General features: G+C 66.5%; 23 protein-coding genes and 1 tRNA gene. 6 read left to right on the top strand and 18 right to left on the bottom strand.

The genetic code is table 11. The annotated features are described in order from the left end of the window. Positions 1 to 18: 18 nt before the first annotated feature. The 4 genes from H8M03_RS10210 to H8M03_RS10195 all read right to left on the bottom strand — a co-directional run bounded on the left by H8M03_RS10210 (position 19) and on the right by H8M03_RS10195 (position 2935). Complete coding sequence (locus H8M03_RS10210; RefSeq protein ID WP_187479334.1) at positions 19 to 1125, bottom strand: sensor histidine kinase; 1107 nt, start codon at positions 1123 to 1125, stop codon at positions 19 to 21. Between the two features lie 15 nt (positions 1126 to 1140). Beyond that, positions 1141 to 1217, bottom strand: a tRNA-Pro gene (locus H8M03_RS10205). A gap of 90 nt (positions 1218 to 1307) precedes the next feature. Next, on the bottom strand, positions 1308 to 2618 hold the full coding sequence (locus H8M03_RS10200) for an FAD-dependent oxidoreductase (protein ID WP_187479333.1): 1311 nt from the start codon (positions 2616 to 2618) through the stop codon (positions 1308 to 1310). Further along, the gene (locus tag H8M03_RS10195) at positions 2618 to 2935 is read right to left on the bottom strand and encodes a polyhydroxyalkanoic acid system family protein (RefSeq protein ID WP_187479332.1); all 318 of its coding nucleotides are present in this window, start codon (positions 2933 to 2935) and stop codon (positions 2618 to 2620) included. The genes H8M03_RS10200 and H8M03_RS10195 overlap by 1 nt, the downstream gene beginning before the upstream one ends. A 51-nt stretch (positions 2936 to 2986) precedes the next feature. On the opposite strand from H8M03_RS10195, the gene H8M03_RS10190 reads away from it, so the two are divergent. Both H8M03_RS10190 and clpB read left to right on the top strand, forming a co-directional pair. Next, positions 2987 to 3769 (top strand): hypothetical protein, encoded by a 783-nt coding sequence (locus H8M03_RS10190; protein WP_187479331.1) that lies wholly within the window; start codon positions 2987 to 2989, stop codon positions 3767 to 3769. Between the two features lie 56 nt (positions 3770 to 3825). Beyond that, a complete protein-coding gene (gene clpB, locus H8M03_RS10185) occupies positions 3826 to 6429 on the top strand; it encodes an ATP-dependent chaperone ClpB (protein WP_187479330.1) in 2604 nt (867 codons plus the stop codon). A 65-nt stretch (positions 6430 to 6494) separates the two neighbouring features. Here the strand turns inward: clpB and H8M03_RS10180 are convergent, their stop codons facing one another. The 7 genes from H8M03_RS10180 to xseA all read right to left on the bottom strand — a co-directional run bounded on the left by H8M03_RS10180 (position 6495) and on the right by xseA (position 16923). After that, positions 6495 to 6719, bottom strand: coding sequence for a hypothetical protein (locus tag H8M03_RS10180; RefSeq protein ID WP_187479329.1), 225 nt, complete (start codon positions 6717 to 6719; stop codon positions 6495 to 6497). A gap of 119 nt (positions 6720 to 6838) precedes the next feature. Further along, positions 6839 to 8332: a putative 2OG-Fe(II) oxygenase gene (locus tag H8M03_RS10175; protein ID WP_187479328.1), complete on the bottom strand. Its 1494-nt coding sequence runs from the start codon at positions 8330 to 8332 to the stop codon at positions 6839 to 6841. Then, the gene (locus H8M03_RS10170; RefSeq protein ID WP_246448850.1) at positions 8329 to 9291 is read right to left on the bottom strand and encodes an aspartyl/asparaginyl beta-hydroxylase domain-containing protein; all 963 of its coding nucleotides are present in this window, start codon (positions 9289 to 9291) and stop codon (positions 8329 to 8331) included. Before H8M03_RS10170 ends, H8M03_RS10175 begins: the two co-directional genes overlap by 4 nt. A 238-nt stretch (positions 9292 to 9529) precedes the next feature. Further along, positions 9530 to 11539 (bottom strand): tetratricopeptide repeat-containing sulfotransferase family protein, encoded by a 2010-nt coding sequence (locus H8M03_RS10165; RefSeq protein WP_187479326.1) that lies wholly within the window; start codon positions 11537 to 11539, stop codon positions 9530 to 9532. Between the two features lie 146 nt (positions 11540 to 11685). Further along, positions 11686 to 15048 (bottom strand): TonB-dependent receptor domain-containing protein, encoded by a 3363-nt coding sequence (locus tag H8M03_RS10160; RefSeq protein WP_281399841.1) that lies wholly within the window; start codon positions 15046 to 15048, stop codon positions 11686 to 11688. A 256-nt stretch (positions 15049 to 15304) separates the two neighbouring features. Further along, positions 15305 to 15514, bottom strand: coding sequence for a DUF2093 domain-containing protein (locus H8M03_RS10155; protein WP_187479325.1), 210 nt, complete (start codon positions 15512 to 15514; stop codon positions 15305 to 15307). 2 nt (positions 15515 to 15516) lie between these two features. Next, positions 15517 to 16923, bottom strand: a complete 1407-nt coding sequence (gene xseA / locus H8M03_RS10150) for an exodeoxyribonuclease VII large subunit (protein WP_187479324.1) — start codon at positions 16921 to 16923, stop codon at positions 15517 to 15519. Here xseA and purD point away from each other — a divergent pair. From purD to H8M03_RS10135, 3 genes are read left to right on the top strand one after another with little or no spacing between them, the layout of a single operon-like run. Next, a complete protein-coding gene (purD, locus tag H8M03_RS10145; RefSeq protein ID WP_187479323.1) occupies positions 16923 to 18179 on the top strand; it encodes a phosphoribosylamine--glycine ligase in 1257 nt (418 codons plus the stop codon). The two genes, xseA and purD, sit on opposite strands and share 1 nt — an antisense overlap. Next, the gene (locus H8M03_RS10140) at positions 18176 to 18667 is read left to right on the top strand and encodes a hypothetical protein (protein WP_187479322.1); all 492 of its coding nucleotides are present in this window, start codon (positions 18176 to 18178) and stop codon (positions 18665 to 18667) included. The genes purD and H8M03_RS10140 overlap by 4 nt, the downstream gene beginning before the upstream one ends. A gap of 4 nt (positions 18668 to 18671) precedes the next feature. Further along, a complete protein-coding gene (locus H8M03_RS10135) occupies positions 18672 to 19175 on the top strand; it encodes a hypothetical protein (RefSeq protein WP_187479321.1) in 504 nt (167 codons plus the stop codon). Here H8M03_RS10135 and H8M03_RS10130 read toward each other — a convergent pair. From H8M03_RS10130 to H8M03_RS10105, 6 genes are all read right to left on the bottom strand, one after another. Continuing rightward, positions 19172 to 19279 carry a DUF2474 family protein gene (locus tag H8M03_RS10130; protein ID WP_187479320.1) on the bottom strand — a complete coding sequence of 36 codons (108 nt, stop codon included), beginning with the start codon at positions 19277 to 19279 and terminating at the stop codon, positions 19172 to 19174. The genes H8M03_RS10135 and H8M03_RS10130 overlap by 4 nt on opposite strands. 2 nt (positions 19280 to 19281) lie before the next feature. After that, a complete protein-coding gene (gene cydB, locus H8M03_RS10125; RefSeq protein WP_425506871.1) occupies positions 19282 to 20280 on the bottom strand; it encodes a cytochrome d ubiquinol oxidase subunit II in 999 nt (332 codons plus the stop codon). Beyond that, positions 20277 to 21710, bottom strand: a complete 1434-nt coding sequence (locus tag H8M03_RS10120) for a cytochrome ubiquinol oxidase subunit I (RefSeq protein ID WP_187479318.1) — start codon at positions 21708 to 21710, stop codon at positions 20277 to 20279. The genes cydB and H8M03_RS10120 overlap by 4 nt, the downstream gene beginning before the upstream one ends. Positions 21711 to 21743: 33 nt before the next feature. Further along, positions 21744 to 23081: a hemolysin family protein gene (locus tag H8M03_RS10115; RefSeq protein WP_187479317.1), complete on the bottom strand. Its 1338-nt coding sequence runs from the start codon at positions 23079 to 23081 to the stop codon at positions 21744 to 21746. A gap of 91 nt (positions 23082 to 23172) precedes the next feature. Next, entirely contained in the window at positions 23173 to 23604 is a 432-nt protein-coding gene (locus tag H8M03_RS10110; RefSeq protein WP_246448849.1) for a nucleoside deaminase, read from the bottom strand. A gap of 66 nt (positions 23605 to 23670) precedes the next feature. Further along, positions 23671 to 23943, bottom strand: a complete 273-nt coding sequence (locus tag H8M03_RS10105) for a hypothetical protein (RefSeq protein ID WP_187479315.1) — start codon at positions 23941 to 23943, stop codon at positions 23671 to 23673. Positions 23944 to 24125: 182 nt separating this feature from the next. Here H8M03_RS10105 and rpmB point away from each other — a divergent pair, with 182 nt between their 5' ends. Then, positions 24126 to 24422, top strand: coding sequence for a 50S ribosomal protein L28 (gene rpmB / locus H8M03_RS10100; protein WP_187479314.1), 297 nt, complete (start codon positions 24126 to 24128; stop codon positions 24420 to 24422). Here the strand turns inward: rpmB and H8M03_RS10095 are convergent. After that, positions 24419 to 25024: a DUF2238 domain-containing protein gene (locus H8M03_RS10095; protein WP_187479313.1), complete on the bottom strand. Its 606-nt coding sequence runs from the start codon at positions 25022 to 25024 to the stop codon at positions 24419 to 24421. The genes rpmB and H8M03_RS10095 overlap by 4 nt on opposite strands. Positions 25025 to 25139: the final 115 nt, after the last annotated feature.

Here is a 25139-nt window from a genome sequence, read left to right as displayed (position 1 = left end):
AGCATCGCGCCGCGCCGGCTAGCGGGACTTCAGCACCACCCGTGTTCCGCGATCCGATGAGTCGACCTTGAGCCGGGCATCGGCCTGGGCGGAAAAGGCATCGAGCAGGCGCGAGCCCAGACCTTCGAGCTTCTCCTTGGCCATCCCCACGCCATTGTCCGCGACTTCAAAGACCCAGCTCCGCTCATCGCCGGTCAGGCTGATTGAAACTTCGCCGGCCTGCCTCCCGACAAAGGCGTATTTGGCGGCATTGGTCAGCGCCTCGTTGCACACTAGGCCCACCGCGACGGCCTTTTCCCGTCCGAATTCGATCGGTTCGATGGCGAGATCGACCGCAACCTTGCCGGCGAACAGCGCCGGTGCGACCGTGTCGAGCAGCCGTTGGATGTAGCGGTCCATGGCCACACGCGTGCCGAACTCGGCGTCGTCCGACAGCATTTCATAGGCGTGGGCAAAGGACTGCACGCGGCCGATGGCGGTGTCGAAAGCAAGCTGAAGCGTGCGGTCGGTTTCCCGGCGGCGCTGCGTGTGCAGCAGGCTCGCGACCAATGCGAAGTTGTTCTTCGTGCGGTGGCCAAGCTCGGCCATCAGCTGGATGCGGCGTTCGATCTCCAGGTCGCGCTCTTCACTCGCGCGTTGCACCGCGACGCGAAAAATCTCGGCGAACAGGATCGTGATCAGTCCGCACGCCGCGTTTACGGCGACGCGCGATGCGTCAGCCTGCGTCTCGAAGGTAAAAGACCGGGTTTCCGGCAAAATCCACCACCAGGCCCACAGGAAGCAGACAGCAAAAGTAACCATCGCCGATTCCCATCGGCCGTAGAGCGCCGACAGCATGACCGCGGGATAGACCAGGGCGAATGGCCCGGCCCCCGGCAACCAGATATCGACGATTGAGCGGGTGCCGATCATCAGCAGCGCACATCCCAGGCCGAAGGCGAAGATGACGACCGCCCGCCCCGCGGTCCGCGGAGCGGAGAAGCGCGCTGGAATGTCGTAATTCGCTAATCGGTACATGGACGGCCCCCGGAGACTGGCACCGAAGGTGCGGGGTAGGTCGGCAGCGTAACGGTTTTGGCCGTCGCTGTCTTGCCTATCGTCCGTAAGTGCCCGCGCCTCGCGCAACGCGGGCGAAGAAAATGGTCGGGGAGAGAGGATTCGAACCTCCGGCCCCTGCCTCCCGAAGACAGTGCTCTACCAGGCTGAGCTACTCCCCGACCGGAACCCGCTTGACGCGACACGAGGGTCGCAGGCGGGAGCCAAGGCCGCGGCTAGATAGATGGGGGTTGGCGGGAGCGCAACCGCAATTAACGGCCGAGCGTCCCCAGCCAGTCGTCGTGGCGGACGAACTTCTCGCGCGGGGCGCCGAGGCGAGCGTTGGCGGTCTCCATTTCGTCGATCCGGCGCCAGTCGTCATAATCGGTGGCCATCACGCCGCGGGCCTCGAGCAGCGCCTTGAGGCCGTCCGCGCCGGCGCGATCGTCCCCGCCTTCCGCAAGCATCGCCGCGGCGATCAGGTCGGCGACTTCATAGCCGTCGGGGCGATTGGTGCCGATCGTGCCGGACGGCCCCCGCCGCGCCCAGCCGACGCAGTAAAGTCGGTCGGCGATCTTGCCGCCGTCGTTGAGGAACTTGCCCCCGCGTTCGTCATACGGGACCCCGTCCATCGGCGGGGTGGCATAGCCGATCGAACTGATCACCAGCGACGCCGGCACCGCGTAGGTCTCGCCGGTGCCGATGGCGCGATTGTCGCCGTCCAGCCGCGTGCGTTCGACGATGATCCGTTCGGCCTTGCCCTCGCCCTCGATGCGCAGCGGCTTGGCATAGAAGTCGAAGATGATCCGCCGTGATTTGCCCGGGTCTGCACCGCTGGCTGCGAATTCCCGAAGCAGGGTGACCGATTTGCGCTGGCCCGGATCCAGTTCGTCGTCGGCGCTCGCCTGTGGAAAGTCGTCCGGCTCGACCACGGGCGTCGCGCCCTCCAGCCGCCCGAGTTCGCCCAGTTCCTTGGGCGTCATGCTGATCTGCAGAGGACCGCGGCGGCCGAGGATGGAGACGGACTCGATGTGCGACGCTTCGAGCGCGCCGAGGGCGTGATTGACGATGTCGCCGCTTTCCAGCTCGGCGCGGGTCTTGGACAGAATGCGGGCGCAGTCGAGCGCGACATTGCCGTTGCCGATCACTGCCGCGGTCGCGCCGGACAGATCCGGGTCGAGGTCGGCAAATTCGGGATGGCCGTTGTACCAGCCGACGAACGCTGCCGAGCCGATGACGCCCGGCAGGTCCTCCCCCTCGATGCCAAGGTTGCGGTCGTTGGGGGCGCCGGTCGCCAGCACCACAGCATCGTAAAGTACGAGCAGCTCGGCGACGGTCACGTCCTTGCCCACGCACACGTTGCCGATGAAATCGACGCCCGCGCTGTCGGCGGTGGAATCGTAACGCTTCGACACGGCCTTGAGCGACTGATGATCGGGCGCGACGCCGAACCGGACCAGCCCGTAGGGCACCGGGTAGCGGTCGATGACGTCGACCCGCGCCTTGTCGCCGTACGTCTTGTTGAGCGCCTCCGCGGTGTAGAAGCCCGATGGCCCCGACCCGACGACGGCGAAGTGGCGCATCAGCTGCGCTTGTCCTCAAGCAGCAGGTCGCCGCCCTTCGCCTTGAGCATCGCCGCGATCGGCCCGGCAAACATACCGAGCAGGCCGGGCAGCTCGAAATGGCAGTGCACGTTCGATTCCTGGACGGTGATGTCGGCATTTATGGTGTCACCCATCGCCGCCACCGCCAGCTTTATCGTGTCGCCTTCCCAGCGCGACTGGACGTTAGCGCCGCCCGGGATCTGGTCGTGCAGCTTGTGGATGTTCCCGCCGATGCGGCGCTTGGCTTCTTCTTTGCCCAGCTTGTGGGGCAGGTCGACGTCGATCGGTTGGGCCATGCGGATAGGTGTGGCTGGCACGGGGGCGCTTTTCAAGTAGGGTGAGCGGCGATGCGTTGTTTCCTGCTGCTTGCCGCCGCCTTGTCGTCCGGCGTTTCCGCCCAGACCTACAACCCGACCGAGCGTTATGTGACTGCCGGACAGGACGAGCCGGGATATCGCGGCTGGTACATGGCCTCGCCGCGCAACCCGATCGAGGTCGCGGCGCTCAACCGCTATCTGGAAGATGCGGGCGTCGCCGACGTTCTGCCGACATGGCAGGTCATCCGCACGGCCAGCGACTGGCAGCGCTGCGGGCAGCCGGCCTTCCAGGTCCCTCCGACCAGCGAATGGCCGCACGTCGTGCAGACCTTGCGCTATATCCGCGAGGTGGTGGTGCCGGCGGTCGGCGGGGTCGAGGCCGTCTCCGCTTATCGCAATCCGTTGCTCAACACCTGCGCCGGAGGAGCGCGGGCGAGCGCCCACCTTGGCTTTTACGCGATCGACATGGTGCCGGTGCACGAACTGCCGCGGGCGGTGTTGATGGAACGGCTGTGCACGATCCATAACCGGCGCGGAAAGGCCTATGACGTGGGCTTGGGCTTTTATCCGTTCATCCGTTTCCACGTCGATTCGATGGGCTACCGGCGCTGGGGTATCGACCCGGCGCTGTCCGCCGCCTGCCCGCCGATCGTCCGCGACAAGGATGCCGGCAACGTCGGCCAGCCTTTGTCGCAGGTTCCGCTGGCACAGCCGCCGGTCCAGCCGCAGCCGCAGCCGCAGCCGCAGCCGCAGCCGCAGCCGCAGTTGCAACCGCAATCGCCGCAGCCGGTGCAACCGGCACCCGTCCAATGAGCCGCACTTGTGTTATAGCGGTAACACACCACATGGCCGGTAAGTGAGGGACTGGCATGGACTTTGAAAAACTGACCGAACGCACTCGGGGCTTCCTGCAGGCCGCGCAGACGATCGCCGTTCGCGAACATCACCAGCGGATCGCGCCGGCGCACCTGCTCAAGGCCTTGCTTGACGACGATCAGGGCATGGCCGCGGGATTGATCCAGGCGGCGGGCGGCGACGCGCAGGCCGCGCGTCGCGACGTCGATGCGCTGGTGGCAAAAGTGCCCGCCGTGACCGGGTCGGGCGCGACGTCCGCCCCCGCGCTCGACGGCGATACCATCCGCGTGCTCGACCAGGCCGAGCAGGTCGCGAAGAAGGCGGGCGATCAATATGTGACGGTGGAACGGCTGCTGCTGGCGATGACGCTGGCCAAGGGCACCGATGTCGCCGCCGCGTTGGAGCGGGCGGGCGTGAAGCCGCAGGCCCTCAACGCCGCGATCGAGAAGCTGCGCGGCGGCCGCACCGCGGACACGCAAAGTTCGGAGGACCGCTACGACGCGCTCAAGCGCTACACCCGCGACCTCACCGCCGCGGCCCGCGACGGCAAGCTGGACCCGGTCATCGGCCGCGACGAGGAAATCCGCCGCACCATCCAGGTGCTGGCACGCCGGACCAAGAACAATCCCGTGCTGATCGGCGAACCCGGCGTAGGCAAGACCGCCATCGCCGAAGGTCTCGCCGTGCGCATCGCCAACGGCGACGTTCCCGACGGGCTCAAGGATCGCAAGCTGCTCAGCCTCGACATGGGCTCGCTCATCGCCGGTGCGAAATATCGCGGCGAGTTCGAAGAGCGGCTCAAGGGCGTGATCGACGAGGTCAAGCAGTCGGACGGGCAGATCATCCTGTTCATCGACGAGATGCACACGCTGGTCGGCGCCGGGAAGGCCGAAGGCGCAATGGACGCCGGCAATCTGCTCAAGCCGGCGCTGTCGCGCGGCGAGTTGCACGTCATCGGCGCGACCACGCTCGACGAATATCGCAAGCACGTCGAAAAGGACGCGGCGCTGGAGCGGCGCTTCCAACCGGTGTTTGTCGGCGAACCGACCGTGCCCGACACCATTTCTATCCTCCGCGGGCTGAAGGAAAAATACGAGCTTCACCACGGCGTGCGCATCACCGACGCGGCGATCGTTGCCGCGGCCACGCTCAGCAACCGCTACATCACCGACCGCTTTCTGCCCGACAAGGCGATCGACCTGATGGACGAGGCCGCCAGCCGAATCCGGATGGAGGTCGAATCCAAGCCTGAGGAGATCGAGAATCTCGACCGGCGGATCATCCAGCTGAAGATCGAGCGCGAGGCGCTGAAGAAGGAAAGCGACGCCGCGTCGCAGGAACGGCTCGAGAAGATCGAAAAGGACCTCGCCAACCTTGAGGAGCAGTCCGCCGGACTGACTCAGCGCTGGCAGGCCGAGAAGGAAAAGATCGCCGGCGAAGCCAAGATCAAGGAACAGCTCGACGCTGCCCGGATCGAGCTTGAGCAGGCGCAGCGCGGCGGCGACCTCGCCAAGGCCGGCGAGCTCCAATACGGCGAGATCCCCAAGCTGGAAAAACAGCTGTCGGATGCGCAGGCCGCCTCCGAAGGCGCCATGCTGCGCGAGGAGGTCACCGACCAGGACATCGCCGCCGTCGTCAGCCGCTGGACCGGGATTCCGGTCGAACGGATGATGGAGGGCGAACGCGACAAGCTGATGCAGATGGAATCCGCCATCGGCGCGCGGGTCATCGGTCAGGCGGATGCGGTGAAGGCGGTTTCGGCTGCCGTGCGCCGCGCGCGCGCCGGCCTGCAGGACCCCAACCGGCCGCTCGGATCCTTCCTGTTCCTTGGCCCCACCGGCGTCGGCAAGACCGAGCTGACCAAGGCGCTGGCGGAATTCCTGTTCGACGATTCGACCGCGATGGTCCGCATCGACATGTCGGAGTTCATGGAAAAGCATGCGGTCGCGCGGCTGATCGGCGCGCCGCCAGGCTACGTCGGCTATGACGAAGGCGGTGTGCTGACCGAGGCGATCCGGCGGCGGCCCTATCAGGTGGTGCTGTTCGACGAGGTCGAGAAAGCCCACGCCGACGTCTTCAACGTGCTGCTACAGGTGCTCGACGACGGCCGCCTGACGGACGGCCAGGGCCGCACGGTCGATTTCACCAATACGATCATCATCCTGACCTCGAACCTGGGTTCGCAATATCTGGCCGGGCTGGGCGAGGACGAAGCGGCGGACAAGGTCGAGCCGCAGGTGATGGAAGTGGTGCGCGCGCACTTCCGGCCGGAATTCCTCAACCGGCTGGACGAGATCATCCTCTTCCACCGCCTTGGCGCGGCGCACATGGGACCGATCGTCGATATCCAGGTCGGCCGGCTGCAAAAGCTGTTGGAGGACCGCAAGATCCGCATCGACCTGAGCGCTGCGGCCCGCGACTGGCTGGGCCGCGTCGGCTACGACCCGGTCTATGGCGCGCGACCGCTGAAGCGCGCGGTGCAGAAATACTTGCAGGACCCGCTGGCCGACGCGATCCTGTCGGGCACGGTCAAGGACGGCGACACGGTGCGTGTCGACGAAGGCGACGGTCAATTGAAGCTGGAGCCGGTAGGCAAGCTGAGCGAAGCCGCCGAATAAGGCGCCGGGCTAGCGCAGGGCGGCTCGCGCCGCTGCCTGGCTAGAGTCCGGCACTACCGCTGCGATTACTGGCCGCGGACGTAAACCTGCGTCTGGTTCTTTTCGACCGCCTGGCGATCGGCGAGCTGGCGTTCGGCCCACTGCTTGCGGGTCATGCAGACCTTCTTGGTCGCCAACCGGCTGCCGATGACTTCCTGTTTTTCGCAAATGACCTGATCGCCGGGATCGCGCGCGGCCTGCGGCTGTGCGGCCGTCGTCTGGGCGAACGCGGATGCGGGGATCGCTGCCATCACGGAAGCCACTGCAATCATAGCGAGACGGTTCATAAAATCACTCCAATTCATGCACTTGAATGGGATTCGACGGCGAACATCATACATGTCAAGCGGGCTTTCGACAAGCGGCGGAATCAGGTCGGCGGGCGAACATCGAACGCCACCGTGAGCCGCTCCCCGTCCTCGAACGGAACGGTGCCGTGCCACATCCACGACGGGAACAGCGCCAGGCGCCCCGCAACCGGCTCGATTGCGCGAGTCGGCGGCAATTGCACGCCCACTTCGTCCGGCGGCGCGCCAAGGGTCAGCCATCCCGCCTTGCCCTCCCCGCCAAGGCCCGGCGGAAGGGCAACGTAGAAAGCGGAGCTGATCCAACCCTGCGGGTGGACATGGCTGACGTGCCGTCCGGACGCGCGCAGCCGGACCGACCAGCTGCCCGAAAAACGTATTGGCCGTTCGCGGCGCCGACCGAGGAGCGGATGCGCAGGATCAGGGGCCGGCAAGGCCGCGACATAGGTCTCGACAGCCGCGACGACCTTGGCGCGCAGGGTGCGGATTTCCGGATCGATCCGGCTGAACAGCGGCCCGTCAGTCTGGGTCCCGCCCCGCACCGACTGATCGAGATATTCGGCCTTGGCGACATGCAGCGAGCGGAGCCGCGCCGCGAGCGCGGCAAGCTCTCCCAGCGCGAATGGGAGGTCGGCGGTGCGGACCAAGCGGGCGTCGCCTTCGAGCCAGTCCGCACGCGGATCGTTCGTCAGCCGCCACGCTATGCTCGCGTAAGGCCAGAAACCGGACGCCGCGGGGCTCGCCAGCCCGGCGTCGATCGCCGCCAGCGCCTGGTCCGCACGCCCGGTCCGCAACAGGTGCCGCACGCGCCACAGGCCCAGCGGATCGGACGGTCCCATCGGAATGCGGGCGAACAGCGCGTCGGCCTGCGCAGTCTCGCCGCCCTCGCTCGCGGCGATGGCTGCGTATGGCAAGGTTAGGGCTTCCGGCACGCCGGCCGCGCCTGCCCGCTTCACCGCAACATCGAGCCGGGCGAAATCGTCGGACTTGATCGCAAGGTCGAACAGCGTGACCCACAAGGGCTGAGCGGCAGGCTGCGCGGCCAGCGCAGCGTCAAGCGAGGCCGCATAGTCCGCTTTCCGGCCGAGCATCGCGCGCAGCTGTGCCAGTTGCTGGTGCCCCGCCAGCCATAAGGGTTGCGCGGCCAGCATCCGTTCAAGGTCGCGCACCGCAGCTTCGCCATCGCCATCCGCCAGGCGCGCCGCGGCAAAGCCCAGCAGGATGTCGGGCGCGCCGGGCGACAGACGCAACGCCTGCAGGAACAGGTCCGTCGCCGGAACGCCCGCCTCCAGCGCGACCCGGGCACGGCCGTGCGCAATGCCGGCGTCGTTCGGGTCTAGCGCCGCCGCCTGCTCGAACGAGCGTAGCGCCGCGCCGTGATCGTCGATCGCCCGCTGCAGCAGGCCCGTCCACTGCCACAGCCGTGAACTGCCGGAGGCTTGCGCTGCTGGTGCAAGCGCCTCCAGCGCCTGTTCCTCCGTGCCGCTGGCCAGCGCCGCACGAGCCATATCTTCCAGGGCGTCCGGGTCGCGTTGCTGGTGCCCGGCAGCGCCGCTCATAGGCCGGATTGGCCGCCGCTGCTGATCGCCAGCATCGCCGCCACGGCATCGCGCTCCACCGGCGAAAGGTCGGGATGCCAGACGTCGAAGATCAGGACCACGCGAAGCTCGTCGCTGGGGTTGCTGGCTTCATGCTCGATGGTGTCGTCGAACACCATCGCCTCGCCTTCCTTCCAGAAGCGCTTGTCGGCGCCGACCCGGAACCAGCAGCCCTCCGGCACGATCAGCGGCAAATGGCATACCAGCCGGGCATTGTTCACCCCGACATGCGCGGGGATGGTGGTGCGCGGCGCAAGCAGGGAAAACATCGCATTGGGAGAGCGACCGGGGATCTGGGCCTGACCGCACCTGGCGAGAGTCGCGATGGTGACCGGACACGCCTCCGCATGGGCTTCGATCGCACCGCCGTTCTGCAGCAGGTGGATCGCCGACCAGTCGGTATTGTGATTGAGATCCCGCCACTGATTGAGCGGCGCGTGCGCATCGTATTGAACATACGGCACCAAATCAGCCCGCTCCGCCGCCAGCAGGGCTTTCAACTCGGCGGCGATGTCGCCAGTCGCTGCCTCAAGCTCGGACAGCCAGGGGAAGGCCGAGCGAGGGTGAAATTCGAATTCGCGCAGGCCCGGGAAGTGAAAGTGCGTCGGTTCGCTGTGATAGGGCCGGGTCTGCCGCAGCGCATTGGTACGGAAACGGTCGATCCGCGCCTTCTCGTCGGGGGTTGCGCGCATTTCCGCGTCGGCGGCTGCGGCGCGCAGGCGCTCGTCCTGCTGCGCCTGACGGTCGCGGACTCGCGCCTCGCCTTGCCTGAGCACGGCTTCCAATTGCGGCGGCAGGTCGCCGGGCGGCCTTTGGGCCAGCGCCTGCTCCCACGCTTCATCCGCAGTGGCCGGATCTGCGCGGTCGAGCAGGGTGGCCCGAAGCATCAGCGCCGTGAAGTCGAGTGGCGCGATTGCCAACGCGCGGTGCGTTGCGTCCAGGGCAGCGGGGAAATCGCGTAGCGCCCGGCAAATGGCGGCCAGGCGAAGCCACAAGCCAGCGTCGTCGCCTTGTGCGCCCGCCGCTTGAGCGAGCAAAGAGCGGGCTTCGGCAAGATTGCCGCCCGCAGCGGCGCGGTCCGCGGCTGCGGCAATATCCCGGGGAGACTGGGCCTCGCCGGTCATCGCCGCCGCAACGATACTGTCGCGCCTGCAGGCATCAGGCGTATCCGAACTTGTCGATCCAGGGCTGCAGAACGGGCAGCACCGGCGCCATCTGCTCGCGGAAATTTTCCCAGCGGCCGGTGGAGCGGGAATAGATCGGCTCGACCACTTGCGCGTAGCTGGCGGTCTTGATGCGTCCGCGCTCGCGCGCCGTCTTCTGGTGATCGACCAAACCATCGTGCCAATCCAGCCCGACGAACTCGACCAGCGCGCGAAGCTCGGCTTCCGGATCGGCCACCAGCGCTTCGTACTTGATCATGTGCATCGGCATGGGCAGCAATTCGCGCACCTTTTCCAGATGCGCGAAAGTCAGGTCGTACAGCTCCGCGGTCGTGTCGAGACGGACGAAATTGGCCATGCCGTCATTGAGCTTGAAGTTGGTCGCAAAGCAGCTGAGCACGACATCGCACGGATGGCGCAGCGCAACGATGATCCGCGCATCGGGAAACAGCCGCCGGATCAGCGGCAGCGTGTTGGTCGCCAGCGGGTTCTTGTCGACCACCAGCTTACCCGGCGAGGCCCCGCCATCGCGAGAATCGACGAACTCGTAATAGCTGTCGCGGGCGCGTTGCACGTCGTCGACGCCAGCCTCTACGATGTCGTCGAAATTGGGAAAGATCCGGCCAGCGCCGACCAGCGACGGCTCTTCCTCCAGCACCGTGACGTCCGGATGCCCCATCAGGAAGGTGTCGATGAGCGTCGTTCCCGAACGCGGGAAGCCGACCAGGAAAGCGGGTGCGCGGCGGCCGTCAGCGGGCGCGACATCGGTCCACCGGGCCGCGGCGTCCGGGGTGAGTGCCTCGGTTCGAGCGCGGACCAGATCCCGGTAGCTCTCCCCGCGTAGTTCCGGCTGTGACGGCAGCTCGCGCTGGATCTCGTTCATGCGTTCGAACGCGGCCCACGCCTTTTCATACTCGCCGGCGCCTTCGCACAGCTGACCGTAGAGATGCGCGCGACGGGCGCCTTCGAGCTCGTCGGGTACCTGTTCGAGCGCCTCGACACCTTCACGATAGCGCTTGGCCCGGCGATGATCGTACGCGCGGATGAAGTTGAGCACCGAATCGTCGACGGAGCGCGCCGTCGCTTCGTCGATCAGCGCCGGAAATTCAGAATCGCGGTTGGAAACATCGAGCACGACGGCGAGGCCGACGTTGGCGGGGGCATTGGCCGGATCGCGCTTGATGACTTCGCGGTAAGCCGCCTGCGCGCCCTCGACGTCGAGGACCATGAGCCGCTGGCTGGCGAGCGGCAACAGCAATTGGATGTCATCGGGCGAGCGGCGCACTGCCTCCTCGATCGCCTCCAGCGCGGCTTCCTCCTGCCCCAGCATTCGATAGATCAGGTGCAGTTCGCGGTGCGGCCGCCAGTCGTCGGCGAAGTCGTCGGCCATGGACTTGAAGGCGGCTTCCGCTTCCTTGTGCTGGCCTGCGCTGAGCAGCGCGCCGGCGAGGTTGAAGCGGATCGGCGGCGCGTTGGGGTCAAGCTCGGCTGCCCGACGCAGCATGTCGAGCGCACCGTCGAAATCGCCACTGCTGCGCCGGCTGTTGCCGAGGTTGTTCAGCGCCTCGACGTCGCCCGGATTGATTTCGACCAATCTCTCGTAGGCCGCAATCGACGCGGGGTAATCGCCGACCTGCTGCGCCAGAAAGGCGCGCAGCCGGAGCAAGCGCAGGCTGGCATCGGCGTTGGCAAGGCTTTCGGGAACGACCGCCAATGCGTCTTCGGCCTCGCCCTGGTTGAGGAGCGCCGTGGCCAGGTTGAGCGCGATCACCGGGTCGTCGGGTCGGGCAGCGTTGGCAATCCGCAGGCGCCGGGCGCCTTCGGCCAGGTTGCCGGACTGACACTGGAGCGTGCCGACCAGCGCATTGAGGGCAACGGTGTCGCCGCCATTGGCAAGGGCGGCGTCGGCAGTCCGCACGGCATCGTCAAGACGGCCCGAGGAAGCGGCGCTCATCATCTCACGGATGGCGGAAGCGGTGATCGTGTCGAGAGGGTTGGTAGCCATTGGCATGAGGTCTTAGGGGAGCCGGCCGCGCGGTGCAGCAAATATCCGTTCGTATGCGCGCCCCAACCGTGGCCTGTGGCCAAAAGAAAAGGGCGGCAGGTCCTTCGACCTGCCGCCCAATTCTCAACCGTAGCTTGGCTTAAGCCTTAGCCACGTTCCGGCGCCGGCGGCGGCGGCGGCGGCGGCGGCGGCGGAGCCGGGCACACTTCCGTCGCCAGGATCACCGTGCCGTCCGGGCAGGTCTGCGTAGCAGGCGCTGCGGGCGGCGGCGGCGGCGGCGCCACATAGACCGGCGGGGCCGGCGGCGGCGGCGTGAACGCCAGCGTGAAGCCAGCGTAGACGTAGCGGCCGAGAGCGTCCCACAGGCCCGGGTAGGTGTTGCCGTTACACGGACCGGCCGGGCACGAACCCGACGAGCCAGTGATACGCGGCGGCACGTTGTCGAACACGTTGTTCACACCGGCCCGAAGGTTCAGGCGGTCGTTGAACAGCGAGTAGGTCGCGGCGAGATCGATGTAGTTCTCGGCATGGATCTTCTGGCTGAGAACCGGCGGAGCACCTGCAGAGATGTCCTCACCGAGCCGCTCGTGCTCGACGCTGCCGATGTGACGCCACTGGACCGACACGCCCAGACCCATCGGGGTCTGCAGGGTGGCGCGGGCCTTGTGCCGCCATTCAGGCAACGGCGAAGTCGACGAAACCGCACCGCCAGAGCAGACGCCGCCGTAGTAGCCGGCGCAGTCATACGGCGTGGTCAGGCCGTTGTCGGTGATGTACTCGTCGAGATACGTTCCCGAGAAGGTCGCCGACAGGTTGCCGAGGCTGAACAGCCGGGTCGAGTAGGCTGCCGTAACGTCGATGCCGCTCGTTTCGATACCGCCGACGTTGTAATTGAGGTCGGTAACGAAACCACCCGGGGTGAGCCAGATCGAGCCCGCGGGGTCGCGGTTGATCAGGGCGCACGATGCCGGAGTGAACGACGCCGTCGCGTTGCCGACGCAATCCTGGACGATCGAGTCAGCACCGAAGCCCTGGATCGCGTCCTTCAGGTCGATGTTGAAATAGTCGACCGTCAGGGCAAACCGCGGAATGAACCGGGGTTGGAGCACGACACCGACCGTCTTGGTCGTCGCCTTCTCCGGGTTCAGGTTCGGATTGCCGCCGAGCAGGCCGTTATACTGTTCGGCCGGGTTGGCCGGCGTGCTCTGCCCGACCGCCAAACCTTGGGCGATACAACCATAGTCCGTCGCTTCGATCGGGGCACCCGCGCAGGGATCGTCGGAACCGTCGAGGCCGACGAACTGCGGAGCGAACAGCTCCTGGATGTTCGGGGCACGGGCGGCGCGGTTGTAGGCAGCGCGGAAACGGACGTCGCGGATCGGCGCGAACTCCAGCGACAGCTTGTAGGTGTCGGTGTCGTACTTGCGGTCGCCGCTCGTCTCGTACCAGGACTTACGATAGCCAGCACCGAACGTCAGCTCTTCGAAGATGGTCTGCTGAACGATCGGAATCTGGATTTCGCCGAACACTTCCTTGACGTTGAAGCTGCCGTTGACCGGGAGCGTCGGAGCACCCTGGCCGGCAAGATCGCCGGTCTGGAACGACTGATCCGGGTTGAGGGTCAGTTTCTCCTTGCGATACTCGAAGCCGACGTTGATGCCGACGCCATCGCTCGCCCACGGCGAGATCCAGCCCATCTCACCCATCGCGCCGGTGACGTTCGCGTTGAACACCTGTTCCGACGTCCGGCCGTCGATGACGCCGAAGATGTTGAGATAGTTGATCGACGCGGCCGACGGGGTGCCGCCGAACACGTCATAGGGGACGCACAGCGGGTCGGTGCCGTCGAGCGCAGAGCGGCAAGCCGGTGCGCCGTCAGGACCTTCAACGACATCGAGAGCGCGCGTGAGGCGCGCAATCGAGAATTCGTTGCGGTAGACCTGCGTGTAGTTGGTCGCGCCGTACTGATAATAAGCATCGTACGAGAACACCGGCGAAAGATCGCCGCGCGTACCGAACACACCGCGATAGCTGGTGTGCTTCAGATCGCTGATGCGCGGCCCGCCTTCGACGTTACGGCGACCGAGCTGGAAGTACGCCCGGTTGTAGGTGCCGCCGTTCACCGAATCGATGAATTCGATCGGCGCCGCGTCCGGGGTCGGGTTGTAGCTCGCACCGCCTGCGGTGGGGAAGCTGCCGATGAACCCGTTGATCAGGTTGTACTGCGGATCGCAGATCACGCTGCGCTGCTGGGCCGACAGAAGCGGGTTGTCGCAGTTGATGGTCAGCGTGCTGAAGAAGTCGCCCGACGGCGCGATCTGCGCCAGCGTGCGGTCGTCCATGAACATGAATTCAAGGTACGGCTTGATGGCCGGGCTGATTTCATAGTCTGCGAAGGCACCTGCGACATAACGCTCGTCCGGACGCTGGAAGTAGTTCAGCGGCGCGTAGTTGTAGAGGTTCGGCGGTCCGAGGGTCGCCGTGCCGGGCCCGAGAGCCGCGTAGGTCGAGGTGTAGGTGACGTTGCCCGCAGCGTCCGTGGTCGGAACGAAGACGAGCGCGTTGCCTTCACCAGCGGTGCCCGAGCCGCCGCAGGTGACGGTCGCACCGGCACCGGTCAGGGCGCAAGCGCTGTAGTCGCGGTTGGCCTGGAGCACCGGCTTGACCTTGCGGTAGCCGAAGTAACCCATGGCGTGGCCGCGGCCATCGTCGAAGCCCGAACCGATCGACACGGTGAAGTCGACCGCACGGCCGTCCGTCACGCTGCTGGTCGGATAAGCGTATTGCGGATCGCCGGCGAAAGCATTGAGGGCGTCGCAGACGGTGCGGTCGCCTTCGATCGCCGGGCAATCGTTGTTGTGCTGATAGAAGCTGTACTGGCCGTCGAGCTTGATACCGTCGAAATCGGTGTCGATGATGAAGTTGACGACGCCGGCGACCGCGTCAGCACCGTACACCGACGATGCACCGCCGGTCAGCACCTCGACCCGCTTCAGGATCGAAGCCGGGATCAGGTTGACGTCGGCGGCCTGGCTGGCGCTGTTCGGATCGCCCGGGGTCATGCGGCGACCGTTGACCAGCGACAGGGTGCGCTTGGAGCCAAGGAAGCGAAGATCGATTTCGGCGGTACCCGTGGCGCCGTTCGACAGGCCCGAAGACTGCGAGGCAGTCGCGCCCGGCAGCTGCGCGATAACGTCTTCGATGCGGGTCGTACCCGTCAGTTTCACTTCCTGCTCGGAAACGACCGCGACCGGCGACGCCGAATCGAGGTTCGGCTGCGGAATACGCGAACCGGTAACGACGATGTCGCGCGGTGCATCGACCGCTTCACCGGTAGCGGAACGCTCCGGGATCGGCTGCGCTTCGATCGGACCCGACGGCGGAGCCGCAGCCGGATCTTCAGAGGCGTCCTGCGCAAAAGCCGGCGTCGCAACCATGCTGGCGCCGACCAGAAGCGTCGTAGCGAGAAGACGCTGGCGGAATTCGAGCTTCATATATTTCGTCCCCATTTTTGGCCGCACCCCTTGGTCACGACCGATGACGCGGCAGCTTCAACCCTGCCGATCCACCGATGCTGATACGGGATGCCCAGTCGGAGAAGCAACGTCGGCAGAGCGGGACGAATGAAGATGCCGACGCGCTGTATCAAAATTGCAACATAGGGTTTCGGCGCGAATCTACTGACTTTGGTTAAGTCGGATCGCGACCGACCGTGCGGGTTGTGGCCCCCGCACCACTGCTAAGCAGCGGACGATGCTAAGGAATTCAGATCGCGCCGGCGCGCTGCTCACCCGCCAGGCTGGCCGTGGCGTCGACATAGGCTTCCTGCCTGGCGACGCTCCAATATTTCAACTCCTGAAGCGGAATCCGAACGCCGGTGACGGCGCACAGGACATGGTCGCCGCTGCTCAACACGCGAAAAGTCCCGGCCATGTAGTGCACCCTTGCGGGGGTGCCGCCGCCAGCCATCAGCATCGTCAATCCTCCACGTCGTCGAACAATCCGCCTTGGCCCGGGACATAGGAAGGGCGGCGCTTGCGCTCAACCCGGGCACGCGGCGACGGCGGTGCGGATGGACCGGCCGATGCCTCCACTTCCCCGTCGGCGAAGCGCAGCGTCAGCAGACCCGCGGCGCGCGCGTCGGCGCTGCGCGCCAGAGTCTTGCCCGACCGGTCGGTCACCCTGGCAAAGCCGCGCGACAGCGGCCGTTCGGGATGAACCAGCTCGGCCATCTTCCACACCGCCGCGAGCCGCTCCACCGACCGTTCGATCCGATCGGCCAGCATTTCCGGGCGAAGCCGCGGGGCAACGCCGTTCAGGTCCGCGCGCGCATCGCCCGCGCGCGATGCCAGCGCCCGGGGTAGCCGGTCGCCAAGCTCGTCCAGCCGCTGCGCCATCGGCGCGAACAGCGCCTGCGGCTGCGGCCAGCGGCACACGGTCAGGTCGAATCGCTCCCGTCCTCGCTCCGCCATGCGCGACAGGCAATCGCGCGACCGGCGCGACAATTCGCCGACATAGGCCAGCAGTTCCGATCGCACCGGAACCGCCATCTCGGCGGCCGCGGTCGGGGTCGGCGCACGACGGTCGGACGCGTGGTCGATAAGCGTCGTGTCGGTCTCGTGACCCACGGCGGAAATCAGCGGAATCGGACTCTCGGCGGCGGCACGGACCACCTCTTCCTCGTTGAAAGCCCACAGATCCTCGATCGAACCGCCGCCGCGCGCGACGATCAGCAGGTCGGGCCGTGGCAGCCCGCCGCCAAGACTGCCGAAGCCGCGAATCGCCGCGGCGATCTTCGCCGCCGATCCTTCGCCCTGAACCGGCACCGGCCAGACGATGACGTGCGTCGGGCAACGGTCCGCCAGCCGGTGGAGGATGTCGCGGATGACCGCGCCGGTCGGCGAGGTGACGACGCCGATGACGCGCGGCAGGAACGGCAGCGCGCGCTTGCGAGCCGAATCGAACAGGCCTTCGGCCGCCAGCGCCTTCCGCCGTCGTTCGAGCAGCGCCATCAGTGCGCCCTCCCCGGCCAGTTCCAGCCGGTCGATCACCAATTGGTATTTCGAACGTCCGGCATAGGTCGTCATCTTGCCGGTGGCGATGACTTCGGCGCCGTCTTCCGGGCGAAAGGCCAGGCCGTTGGCATTGCCGCGCCAGATCACCGCGTCGATGCAGGCGTCCTCGTCCTTGAGCGAAAAATAGCAGTGGCCGGAGCTGTGCCGCTTGAATCCGCTGATCTCGCCGCGCACGCGCACCTTGCCGAACGCATCCTCGACGACCCGCTTTACCGATCCGGCAAGTTCGCCGACGGTCATCGCCGGCGAATTGTCGCCGGGCGGCACGTTGGCTAACAGGCCGGAGCGAGCGTCGTCGGGGAGGTCCATTGAATATTCTTTTGCTTGGTTCGGGTGGTCGTGAAGATGCGCTCGCATGGCGGCTGAGGCAATCGCCGGCCTGCGAAACATTGATCGCCGCTCCGGGCAATCCGGGCATCGCCCGCTGGGCCGAATGCGCGCGGATCGACCCGGCCGACCCAAAAGCGGTGGCCGATCTTGCCGCCGATCGCGCCGTCGACCTGGTCGTGATCGGCCCGGAAGCACCACTCGTGGCCGGGGTCGGCGACGCGCTGCGCGCTGCCGGTATCGCCGTATTCGGCCCTAACGCCGCTGCCGCGCAGCTGGAAGGGTCGAAGGGGTTCACCAAGGATCTGTGCGAAGCCAACGGCATTCCCACCGCCGGCTATGTCCGCACCGAGCGTGTGACGGATGCACTCGAGGCACTCGACCGGTTCGACATCCCGGTCGTGATCAAGGCCGACGGATTGGCCGCGGGCAAGGGCGTCACCGTCGCCATGACCCGCGCCGAGGCCGAAGACGCGGTCCGCGCCGCGGGCGACGGTCCGCTGGTGATCGAGGAGTTTCTGGAGGGTGAAGAAGCCAGCCTGTTCGCGCTCGTCGACGGCACGACCGCCGTGTCCTTCGCCACCGCGCAGGACCACAAACGCGTCGGCGAGGGCGATACCGGCCCCAACACCGGCGGCATGGGCGCATACAGCCCGGCCCCCGTCCTGACCGCCGCGCTGGAACAGCGGGCGATGGACGAAATCATCCTGCCCACGGCCCGGGCTCTGGCGGACCGGGGAACGCCTTTCTCCGGCGTGCTTTACGCAGGCTTGATGCTGACTGCCGAGGGACCCAAGCTGATCGAGTATAACGTGCGCTTCGGCGACCCCGAATGCGAAGCGATCATGCCCCGCGTCGAAGGCGATTTCGCCGAGTTGCTGATGGCGGTCGCGTCGGGGCGGCTGGCCGACGGACGGCCGGTCTTGTCCGACCGGTCGACGGTCACGGTCATCCTCGCCGCGCGCGGTTATCCCGGAACCCCGGCCGGCGGCGGCGCCATCCGTGCGACGCAAGTCGCCGAGCAGGTCGAGGGCGTCACCGTCTTCCACGCCGGCACCGCCGAACGCGACGGGTCGCTGGTCGCCAGCGGCGGCCGCGTGCTCGCGGTCACGGCCATCGCCGACAATTTCGCGGATGCCCGCGCGCGCGCCTATCGCGCCGTCGACCAGATCGACTTCGCCGACGGCTTTCACCGCCGCGACATCGGCTGGCGCGAACTGGAAAGGCAATCGGCATGAGCCCGCTCCTGACCTATTTCTGGCCGATCTTCGCGGTCGCGCTGGTGCTTGGTGCAATCGGCGGTTCGCTGTGGCTGCGGCGGAGCAAGCGAACCTTCCTGATCGCGTCGGGCGTGATCGCGCTGGCCTTTACCGGCCTGTGGCACGGCCCGCTGGGCGGCGCCGGCCGCTTTATCGCGCAGGTCGAACCCGCGGCACGCTTCATCCTGGTCGACTGGGAAATGCCGCAGGTGCAGGCGCCGTTGCACCGCGGCCCGCTGACCCGCCGGCTGATGCTGTCCGGCCAAGCCGACGAATTCCAGCGCGAAGAGCTTGTCCGGATCATGAGCATGACCCCGGGCGTCAGCCGGGCGACGTGGGACACGTCCGGCGGCGTGCCGATGATTCTCGAAGGCCTCGCGGTCGCCATCGCGGGGTTCCTAATCGGCCTGTTGCTCGCTTATGTGGTCGAGCTTCGGCGCCGCTACAATTCGCAATGGAGTTGGTGAACGCATGGAAATGATCCGGGAATATTGGCCGCTGATCCTGGTCGCGGCAGCGATCTTGGTTCTTGTCCTGGTGCTGGTCATGCGACCGCGCCAGCGCGTCGAACTGTCGCGCGACACCGCGCCGGTGCGGCCGCACATGGCCGCCCGGGCCGATGACGGCGCTCATGAAGGCCGCGGCCTCGCGTCGGAGGCCGCCGCGGCGGTCAGCGACATCAGCGGCCAGTTTATCGACGCCCCGGTCCACGCCAACCTGCCGGGCGCGTCCGGCCCGCCCGACGACCTCACCCGCCTGAAGGGTGTCGGTCCCAAGTTCGCGTCGATGCTCAACCAGATGGGCATCGTCCGGTTCGACCAGCTGGCCAGCCTGTCGGAAGGCGACACCGACCGGATCGACCAGCAGCTGGGTGCCTTCCGCGGCCGGTTGCAGCGCGACCAGGTGCCGCTGCAGGCGGATTATCTGGCGCGCGGGGACACCGACGGCTTCGAACAGCGGTTCGGCAAGCTCTAGGCGCCAAGCGCCAGCTTGATCAGCGCGCCGACCGCGCCGACGGCCAGCACGCCTCCCGCCCACAAAGCGACGAACCACGCCACGCGCTTGCCGGTCCCGGCCACGATTAGTGGTAGCCTTCCTCGCCGACCTTGCCGCGGAACACCCAGTAGGACCAGGCGGTGTAGGCGAGGATGATCGGTACCAGGACCAGAGCGCCAACCAGCATGAACGCCTGGCTGGTTTCCGGCGCGGCGGCGTCCCAGATCGTCACCCGGCCGGGGATCACATAGGGCCAGATCGAAATGCCCAGCCCGACCAAGGTCAGGGCAAACATCGCCAGCGCAAGCACGAAGGGCAGCCAGTCGGCGCAGCGCTTAAGCTTGGTCCACAACAATACAGCGATGCCGGTGACCACGATCGGCATCGGCACCGCGACCAACAGGCCGGGCCATTCGAACCAGCGGTGAAAATATTGTTCTTCCAGGAACGGCGTCGCCAGGCTGACCGCGCCGATGGCGCCAAGCATTGCCGGCGTCGCGATCCGCGCCAAGCGCCGCGCATCCTCGTGCAGCCGCCCTTCCGTCTTCCACACCAGCCAGGTCGCGCCGAGCAATGAATAAGCGGCGACCACGCTGACACCCGTGAGCAGGCTGAACGGCGACAGCCAGTCCCACCAGCCGCCGGCGTAGGCGCGGCCGTCGACCTCGATCCCCTGCAGCAGGGCGCCGAGCGTGATCCCCTGCATCAGCGCCGCGACCAGCGAGCCGATGAAAAAGCCCGCGTCCCAACGCGCGCGGTGGGCCGGGTCGCGCCAGCGAAATTCGAAGGCGACTCCGCGGAACACCAGGCCCAGCAGCATCGCGATCAGCGGTGCGTAAAGCGCCGGCAGGATGATCGCATAGGCCAGCGGAAAGGCCGCCAGCAGGCCGCCGCCGCCCAGCACCAGCCAGGTTTCATTGCCGTCCCAGACCGGGGCGATGGCGTTCATCGCCTGGTCGCGTTCCTTGCCGACCCGGAAGAAGGGAAAGAGGATGCCGATGCCAAGGTCGAAGCCGTCCATCACCACGTAAGCCGCGATGCCGAAGGCGATGAAGAAGGCCCAGATGATCGTCAGTTCCATCAGCTCTTGTCCTCGCCCGCGGTCTCGCTGCGCGGCTGGCCATCTTCCGTCCCGACCGCCGCGGCTGCGGTAAGTCCGGCGCTTCGGATCGGCGCGTCCAGCGGATCTTCCTCGCCCTCGCTTGGCGGGTCGCTCATCAGCTTCAGCAGGTACCACACGCCCGTGCCGAAGACCGCGAAATAGACGATGATGAAGGCGAGCAGCGAAATGGCGACCGCCGGTGCGCCGACCGGCGCGACCGCGTCGGCGGTACGCAGCAGGCCGTAGATGACGAAAGGCTGGCGGCCGACTTCGGTGGTGATCCACCCGGCAATGACCGCGACGAAGCCCGCCGGCCCCATCGCCAGCGCGATACGATGCAGCCAACCCGACGTGTAAAGCGTCCCGCGCCACCGCGCCCACAGGCTGAGCAGCCCGAGGCCGAACATCAGGAAGCCCAGCCCGACCATGATCCTGAACGACCAGAAGACGATCGCCACCGGCGGCTGGTCCGCGCGCGGCACGGTGTCGAGCCCGGCCAGCGGCGCGTCGAGGCTGTGCTTGAGAATGAGCGACGACAGCTTCGGGATCTCGATCGCATAGTCGAGCCGCTGTTCGTCCTGGTTCGGAATTCCGAACAGAGCCAGCGGAGCGCCGTCGGGATGGCTTTGGAAATGCCCTTCCATGGCCATCACCTTGGCCGGCTGATGCTCCAGCGTGTTGAGCCCGTGCTGGTCGCCGAGGAAGATCTGCACCGGCGCGACGAGGGCCGCCATCCACATCGCCATGGAGAACATCGTTCGGACTTCCGGCGTGCCGCGTCCGCGTAGCAGGTGCCAGGCAGCAACCCCGCCGACCGCTAGGGCGGTCGTCAAATAGGCGGCGGTGACCGTGTGGGCGAGACGATAGGGGAAGCTGGGGTTGAAGATGATTTCCAGCCAGCCGCGCGCCGGCACGAACTGGCCAACGTCGTTGAACGCATAGCCGGTGGGCGTGTGCATCCAGCTGTTCACCGACAGGATCCAGAAGGCCGACATGACGGTGCCGAAGGCAACCATGCAGGTGGCGAAGAAGTGCAGCTTCTTGCCGACGCGGTCGAGCCCGAACAGCATGACGCCGAGGAAGCCCGCTTCGAGGAAGAAGGCGGTCAGCACTTCATAGGCCATCAACGGCCCGATCACCGGCCCCGCCTTGTCCGAGAAGACCGACCAGTTGGTCCCGAATTGATAGGACATGACGATGCCCGACACGACGCCCATTGCGAAGACGATGGCGAAGATCTTCAGCCAATAGCGAAACAGGTTGAAGAACCGCGCCTGGCCCGTTTTCAGCCACAGCCCTTCGAGCACCGCGAGATAGCTGGCGATGCCGATGGTGAAGGACGGAAACAGGAAATGGAAGGAAACGGTAAAGGCGAACTGCAGTCGGGCAAGCAACAGCGCGGTATCGTCCACTCCGATCGCTCCTCTTGGCCCTGCGGCCCCTTCTTACCCGGCGTCCGTCGGCGGCGCCCGCTTCCGCCGTGGCGGAGTCGCGATCAGTTTGTCAATCTTGCGCCCGTCCAAGTCCACGATTTCGAAGCTCCAGCCATCGCGGGTGAAGGTCTCGCCAACCTCCGGAAGGCGCTTCAGGACGTGCAAAGCAAAGCCGGCAACGGTCGAAAAGTCGCGATCCTCTGCCAGCCTGACGCCAAGCCGGTCGGCCAGCACGTCCGCATTGGCCGCGCCCGACAGCAGGAACGATCCGTCCTCGCGCTCGAAAAAGTCGGGCTCGTCGCCTTCCTCGATATCGTGGTGAAAGGCGCCGGCGAGGGCGGCAAGGATGCTTCCCGGCGTGACGATGCCGTCGAAATGCCCATATTCGTCGTGGACGAACGCCAGCGGGACGTTGGCCGAGCGCAGCACGGCAAGCGCATCCATCGCGTCCATCAGGTCTGGAATGACCGGCGCCGCGCTGGATAGTTCGCGCAGGTTCAGCGGCCGCGCGTCCATCATCGCTTCCAGCACGTCGCGCAGCTGAACCACGCCTACGATATTGTCGACCGACCCTTCGGCCACCGGCAACCGGCTGTGCGGCGTCTGCTTGATCGCGGCGCGCAACTGCTCGCCGGTGGAATCGATATCGACCCAGTCGACGTCGGTGCGGGGGGTCATCACCTCGCGCACCGGCCGGTCCGCCAGCCGGACGATGCCGGAGATGATCGCCCGCTCGCTTTCTTCCAGCACGCCCGCGGTCTTCGCTTCCGCAACGACCATGTGGAGCTCCTCCGCGGTCACCGCATTTTCCGATTCGCGGTTGAGACCAAGGGTCTTGAAGATGAGCGCGCTGGTGCGGTCGAGAAGCCAAGCGATCGGCGCCGCGATCCGCGACAGCCACTGCATCGGCCGCGACACGATTACCGCCAGGGCTTCGGGCGAGCGCAACGCGAACTGCTTGGGTACGATCTCGCCGATGACCAGCGAGAGATAGGTGACAGCGACGATCACCAGCCCGAAGCCGACATTTTCCGCCGTGTCCGGCTCAAGGCCCAGCAGAACCAGCCGTTGCGCCACCGGGGTGCCGAGGCTGGCGCCCGAGTAGGCACCGGCGAGGATGCCGATGAGGGTGATGCCGATCTGCACGGTCGACAGGAAGCGGCCGGGGTCCGAGGCAAGCTTGAGCGCGCCCTTGGCGCCACTGCTGCCGGCCTTGGCCAGCCCCTTCAGCCGCGCCTCGCGCGACGACACGATGGCCAGTTCGCTCATCGCGAACGCGCCGTTGAGCGCAATCAGCGCGAGGATGATGACGACGTCTAGCCAGGGAAACGGGAGCAGGTCCATGCTCATGCCAGACGGCATCTGCCGCTAAATTCGCGCCGCTTCAAGCGCGGCCGTGCAGCGAGCGACCGGAAAGGGGGGCGAGGCGCAGCCGTCACCGTCAGGCCCGCCGCTGTTCGAAAAAGTGTTTGAGCAGGTCCGCCGATTCGCTTTCCCCGATCCCGCCAAGCACGTCGGGCCTGTGATGACAGGTCGGCTGGCTGAAGATGCGCGGTCCGTGCGCTACCCCGCCGCCCTTGGGATCGTCGGCGCCGTAATGCACCGCGGCGACCCGGGCGAGCGAGGCCGCGGCGGCGCACATCGCGCACGGTTCCAGCGTCACCCACAGGATGCAGCCGTCCAGCCGCGGCTGGCCCAGCGCTTCGGCGGCGGCGCGGATCGCCACCATCTCGGCATGCGCCGTGGGGTCAAGGTTGCCGCGCATGGCATTGCGCGATTCGGCGACGATCTTCCCGTCTTTGCTGATCACCGCGCCAACCGGCACTTCGCCCGCCGCCGCAGCGGCGGCTGCCAGGTCGAGCGCGCGGCGCATCGGCGGTGGCAAGGGAAATGGCATGGCCGGTGCGGTACCGCACGCACGCCAAGCTGTCATTGCCCGTTAGAACGCCTCGTTCGAAACGCTGTTGTCGGCCTGGGTCGCCGCGGGCTGGTCGGGCGGGTTCACGCGCAGGTTGGGCACCGCGACGTTGGTTTCGCGGGTCCCGACCGAAACCGAACCGGTTTCTACGTCGAACGCCGGGGTCTGGCCGCCCTTCGCGGTCACCGACGCGCCGTTGACGCTAAGGTCCGGCGCCTGCGCGGAACGGGTCTGGCTGATGTCTAGAAAGCCTGTCGCGACCGCGATGATCAGCGCGACGACGGCAATAATCAAAATGAATAGAATCGCTCGCATGCCGGATCTTTCGTTTGTGCAGTGTCGACTAGACGACGGACTGGTAGAACGCGAATGGAGCGCCGAGGTTGCGCCGCGCATTGACGCGCACTGCCTCAGACGCTAACGGGGCGGCGCAAATTCGAGGGCCTACAGGTCCCGCCAATTTTCAGGATAAGACCATGTCGCGCGTATGCGAGCTGACCGGCAAGGGCCGGCAGGTGGGTAACAATGTTTCCCACGCCAATAACAAGACCAAGCGGGTGTTCCTGCCCAACCTGCAGGACGTCACGCTGATTTCCGACGCCCTCGAGCGGCGCGTGAAGCTTAAGGTTTCGACCCACGGCTTGCGTTCGGTCGAACATGTCGGCGGGCTCGACAACTGGCTGTTGAAGACCAGCGACGACAAGCTGTCGCTCAAAGCCCAGAAGCTGAAGCGCGAAATCGTCAAGAAGGCCGCCGCGCAAGCCGCCGCCTAAGCGGATCGGGCCGCGCCCTGCGGTCCGACCTTCCCCGAAGCCCAGGCCAGGAACGTACCGGCTGCGACCGACCCCAGCAGGTCGGCCAGCAGGTCGACGACCGTGTCCTGGACCCCGGTCTGGATACCGAGCGCCAGTTCGATCCCCTCCCATACGATGCCAAGGCTCGTGCCGATGGCGATGGCCGCCGCAACCAGGAAGGCGCGGTCGGGACGCCGGACGATCCGGTCCGCACCGAATAAAATCCATGTCAGGCCGCAGGCCAGCGCCCAGCTCGTCATGAAATGGACGCTCTCGTCGAACGGCGTCGCCTCGCGCCAGAAACGCCACGTATAAAAACCGGCGCTGGCCAGCGCGGCGCCCAGGAACAGCAGCTTGAACGTCGCGGGGATTCGCGCCGGGACCAATGCTAGCAACAAGCCGAAACCCGCGACCCCTCCCAACACGATCGCTTTATTCCAGCTGTCACCGGAGAGCGCATAAGCGGCCAAGCCGATTGCCGCCGCGACCAGGGCCAGGAACGTGATTTCGGCACCGCGCGAATCGAATGCATCTCGCGCCGGCACGGCCGCTCCCGAAGGTTCCGCGGTCACCGCGTCCATGAGCCGCTCCGGGACCGCCGAATCGTGAACGAAAGCTGCATTGCCGGTTCAGCATTCAGTCGCCCCGAATCACTTATAAGCCGTTGGTGTGGCAGGGTTTCCCCCTTTCTCCCTG

Source organism: Sphingomonas sabuli, from assembly GCF_014352855.1.
Taxonomy (GTDB): domain Bacteria; phylum Pseudomonadota; class Alphaproteobacteria; order Sphingomonadales; family Sphingomonadaceae; genus Sphingomicrobium; species Sphingomicrobium sabuli.
Note: the sequence above shows the minus strand (reverse complement) of the source record. Positions and strands in the feature narration are given on the sequence as shown.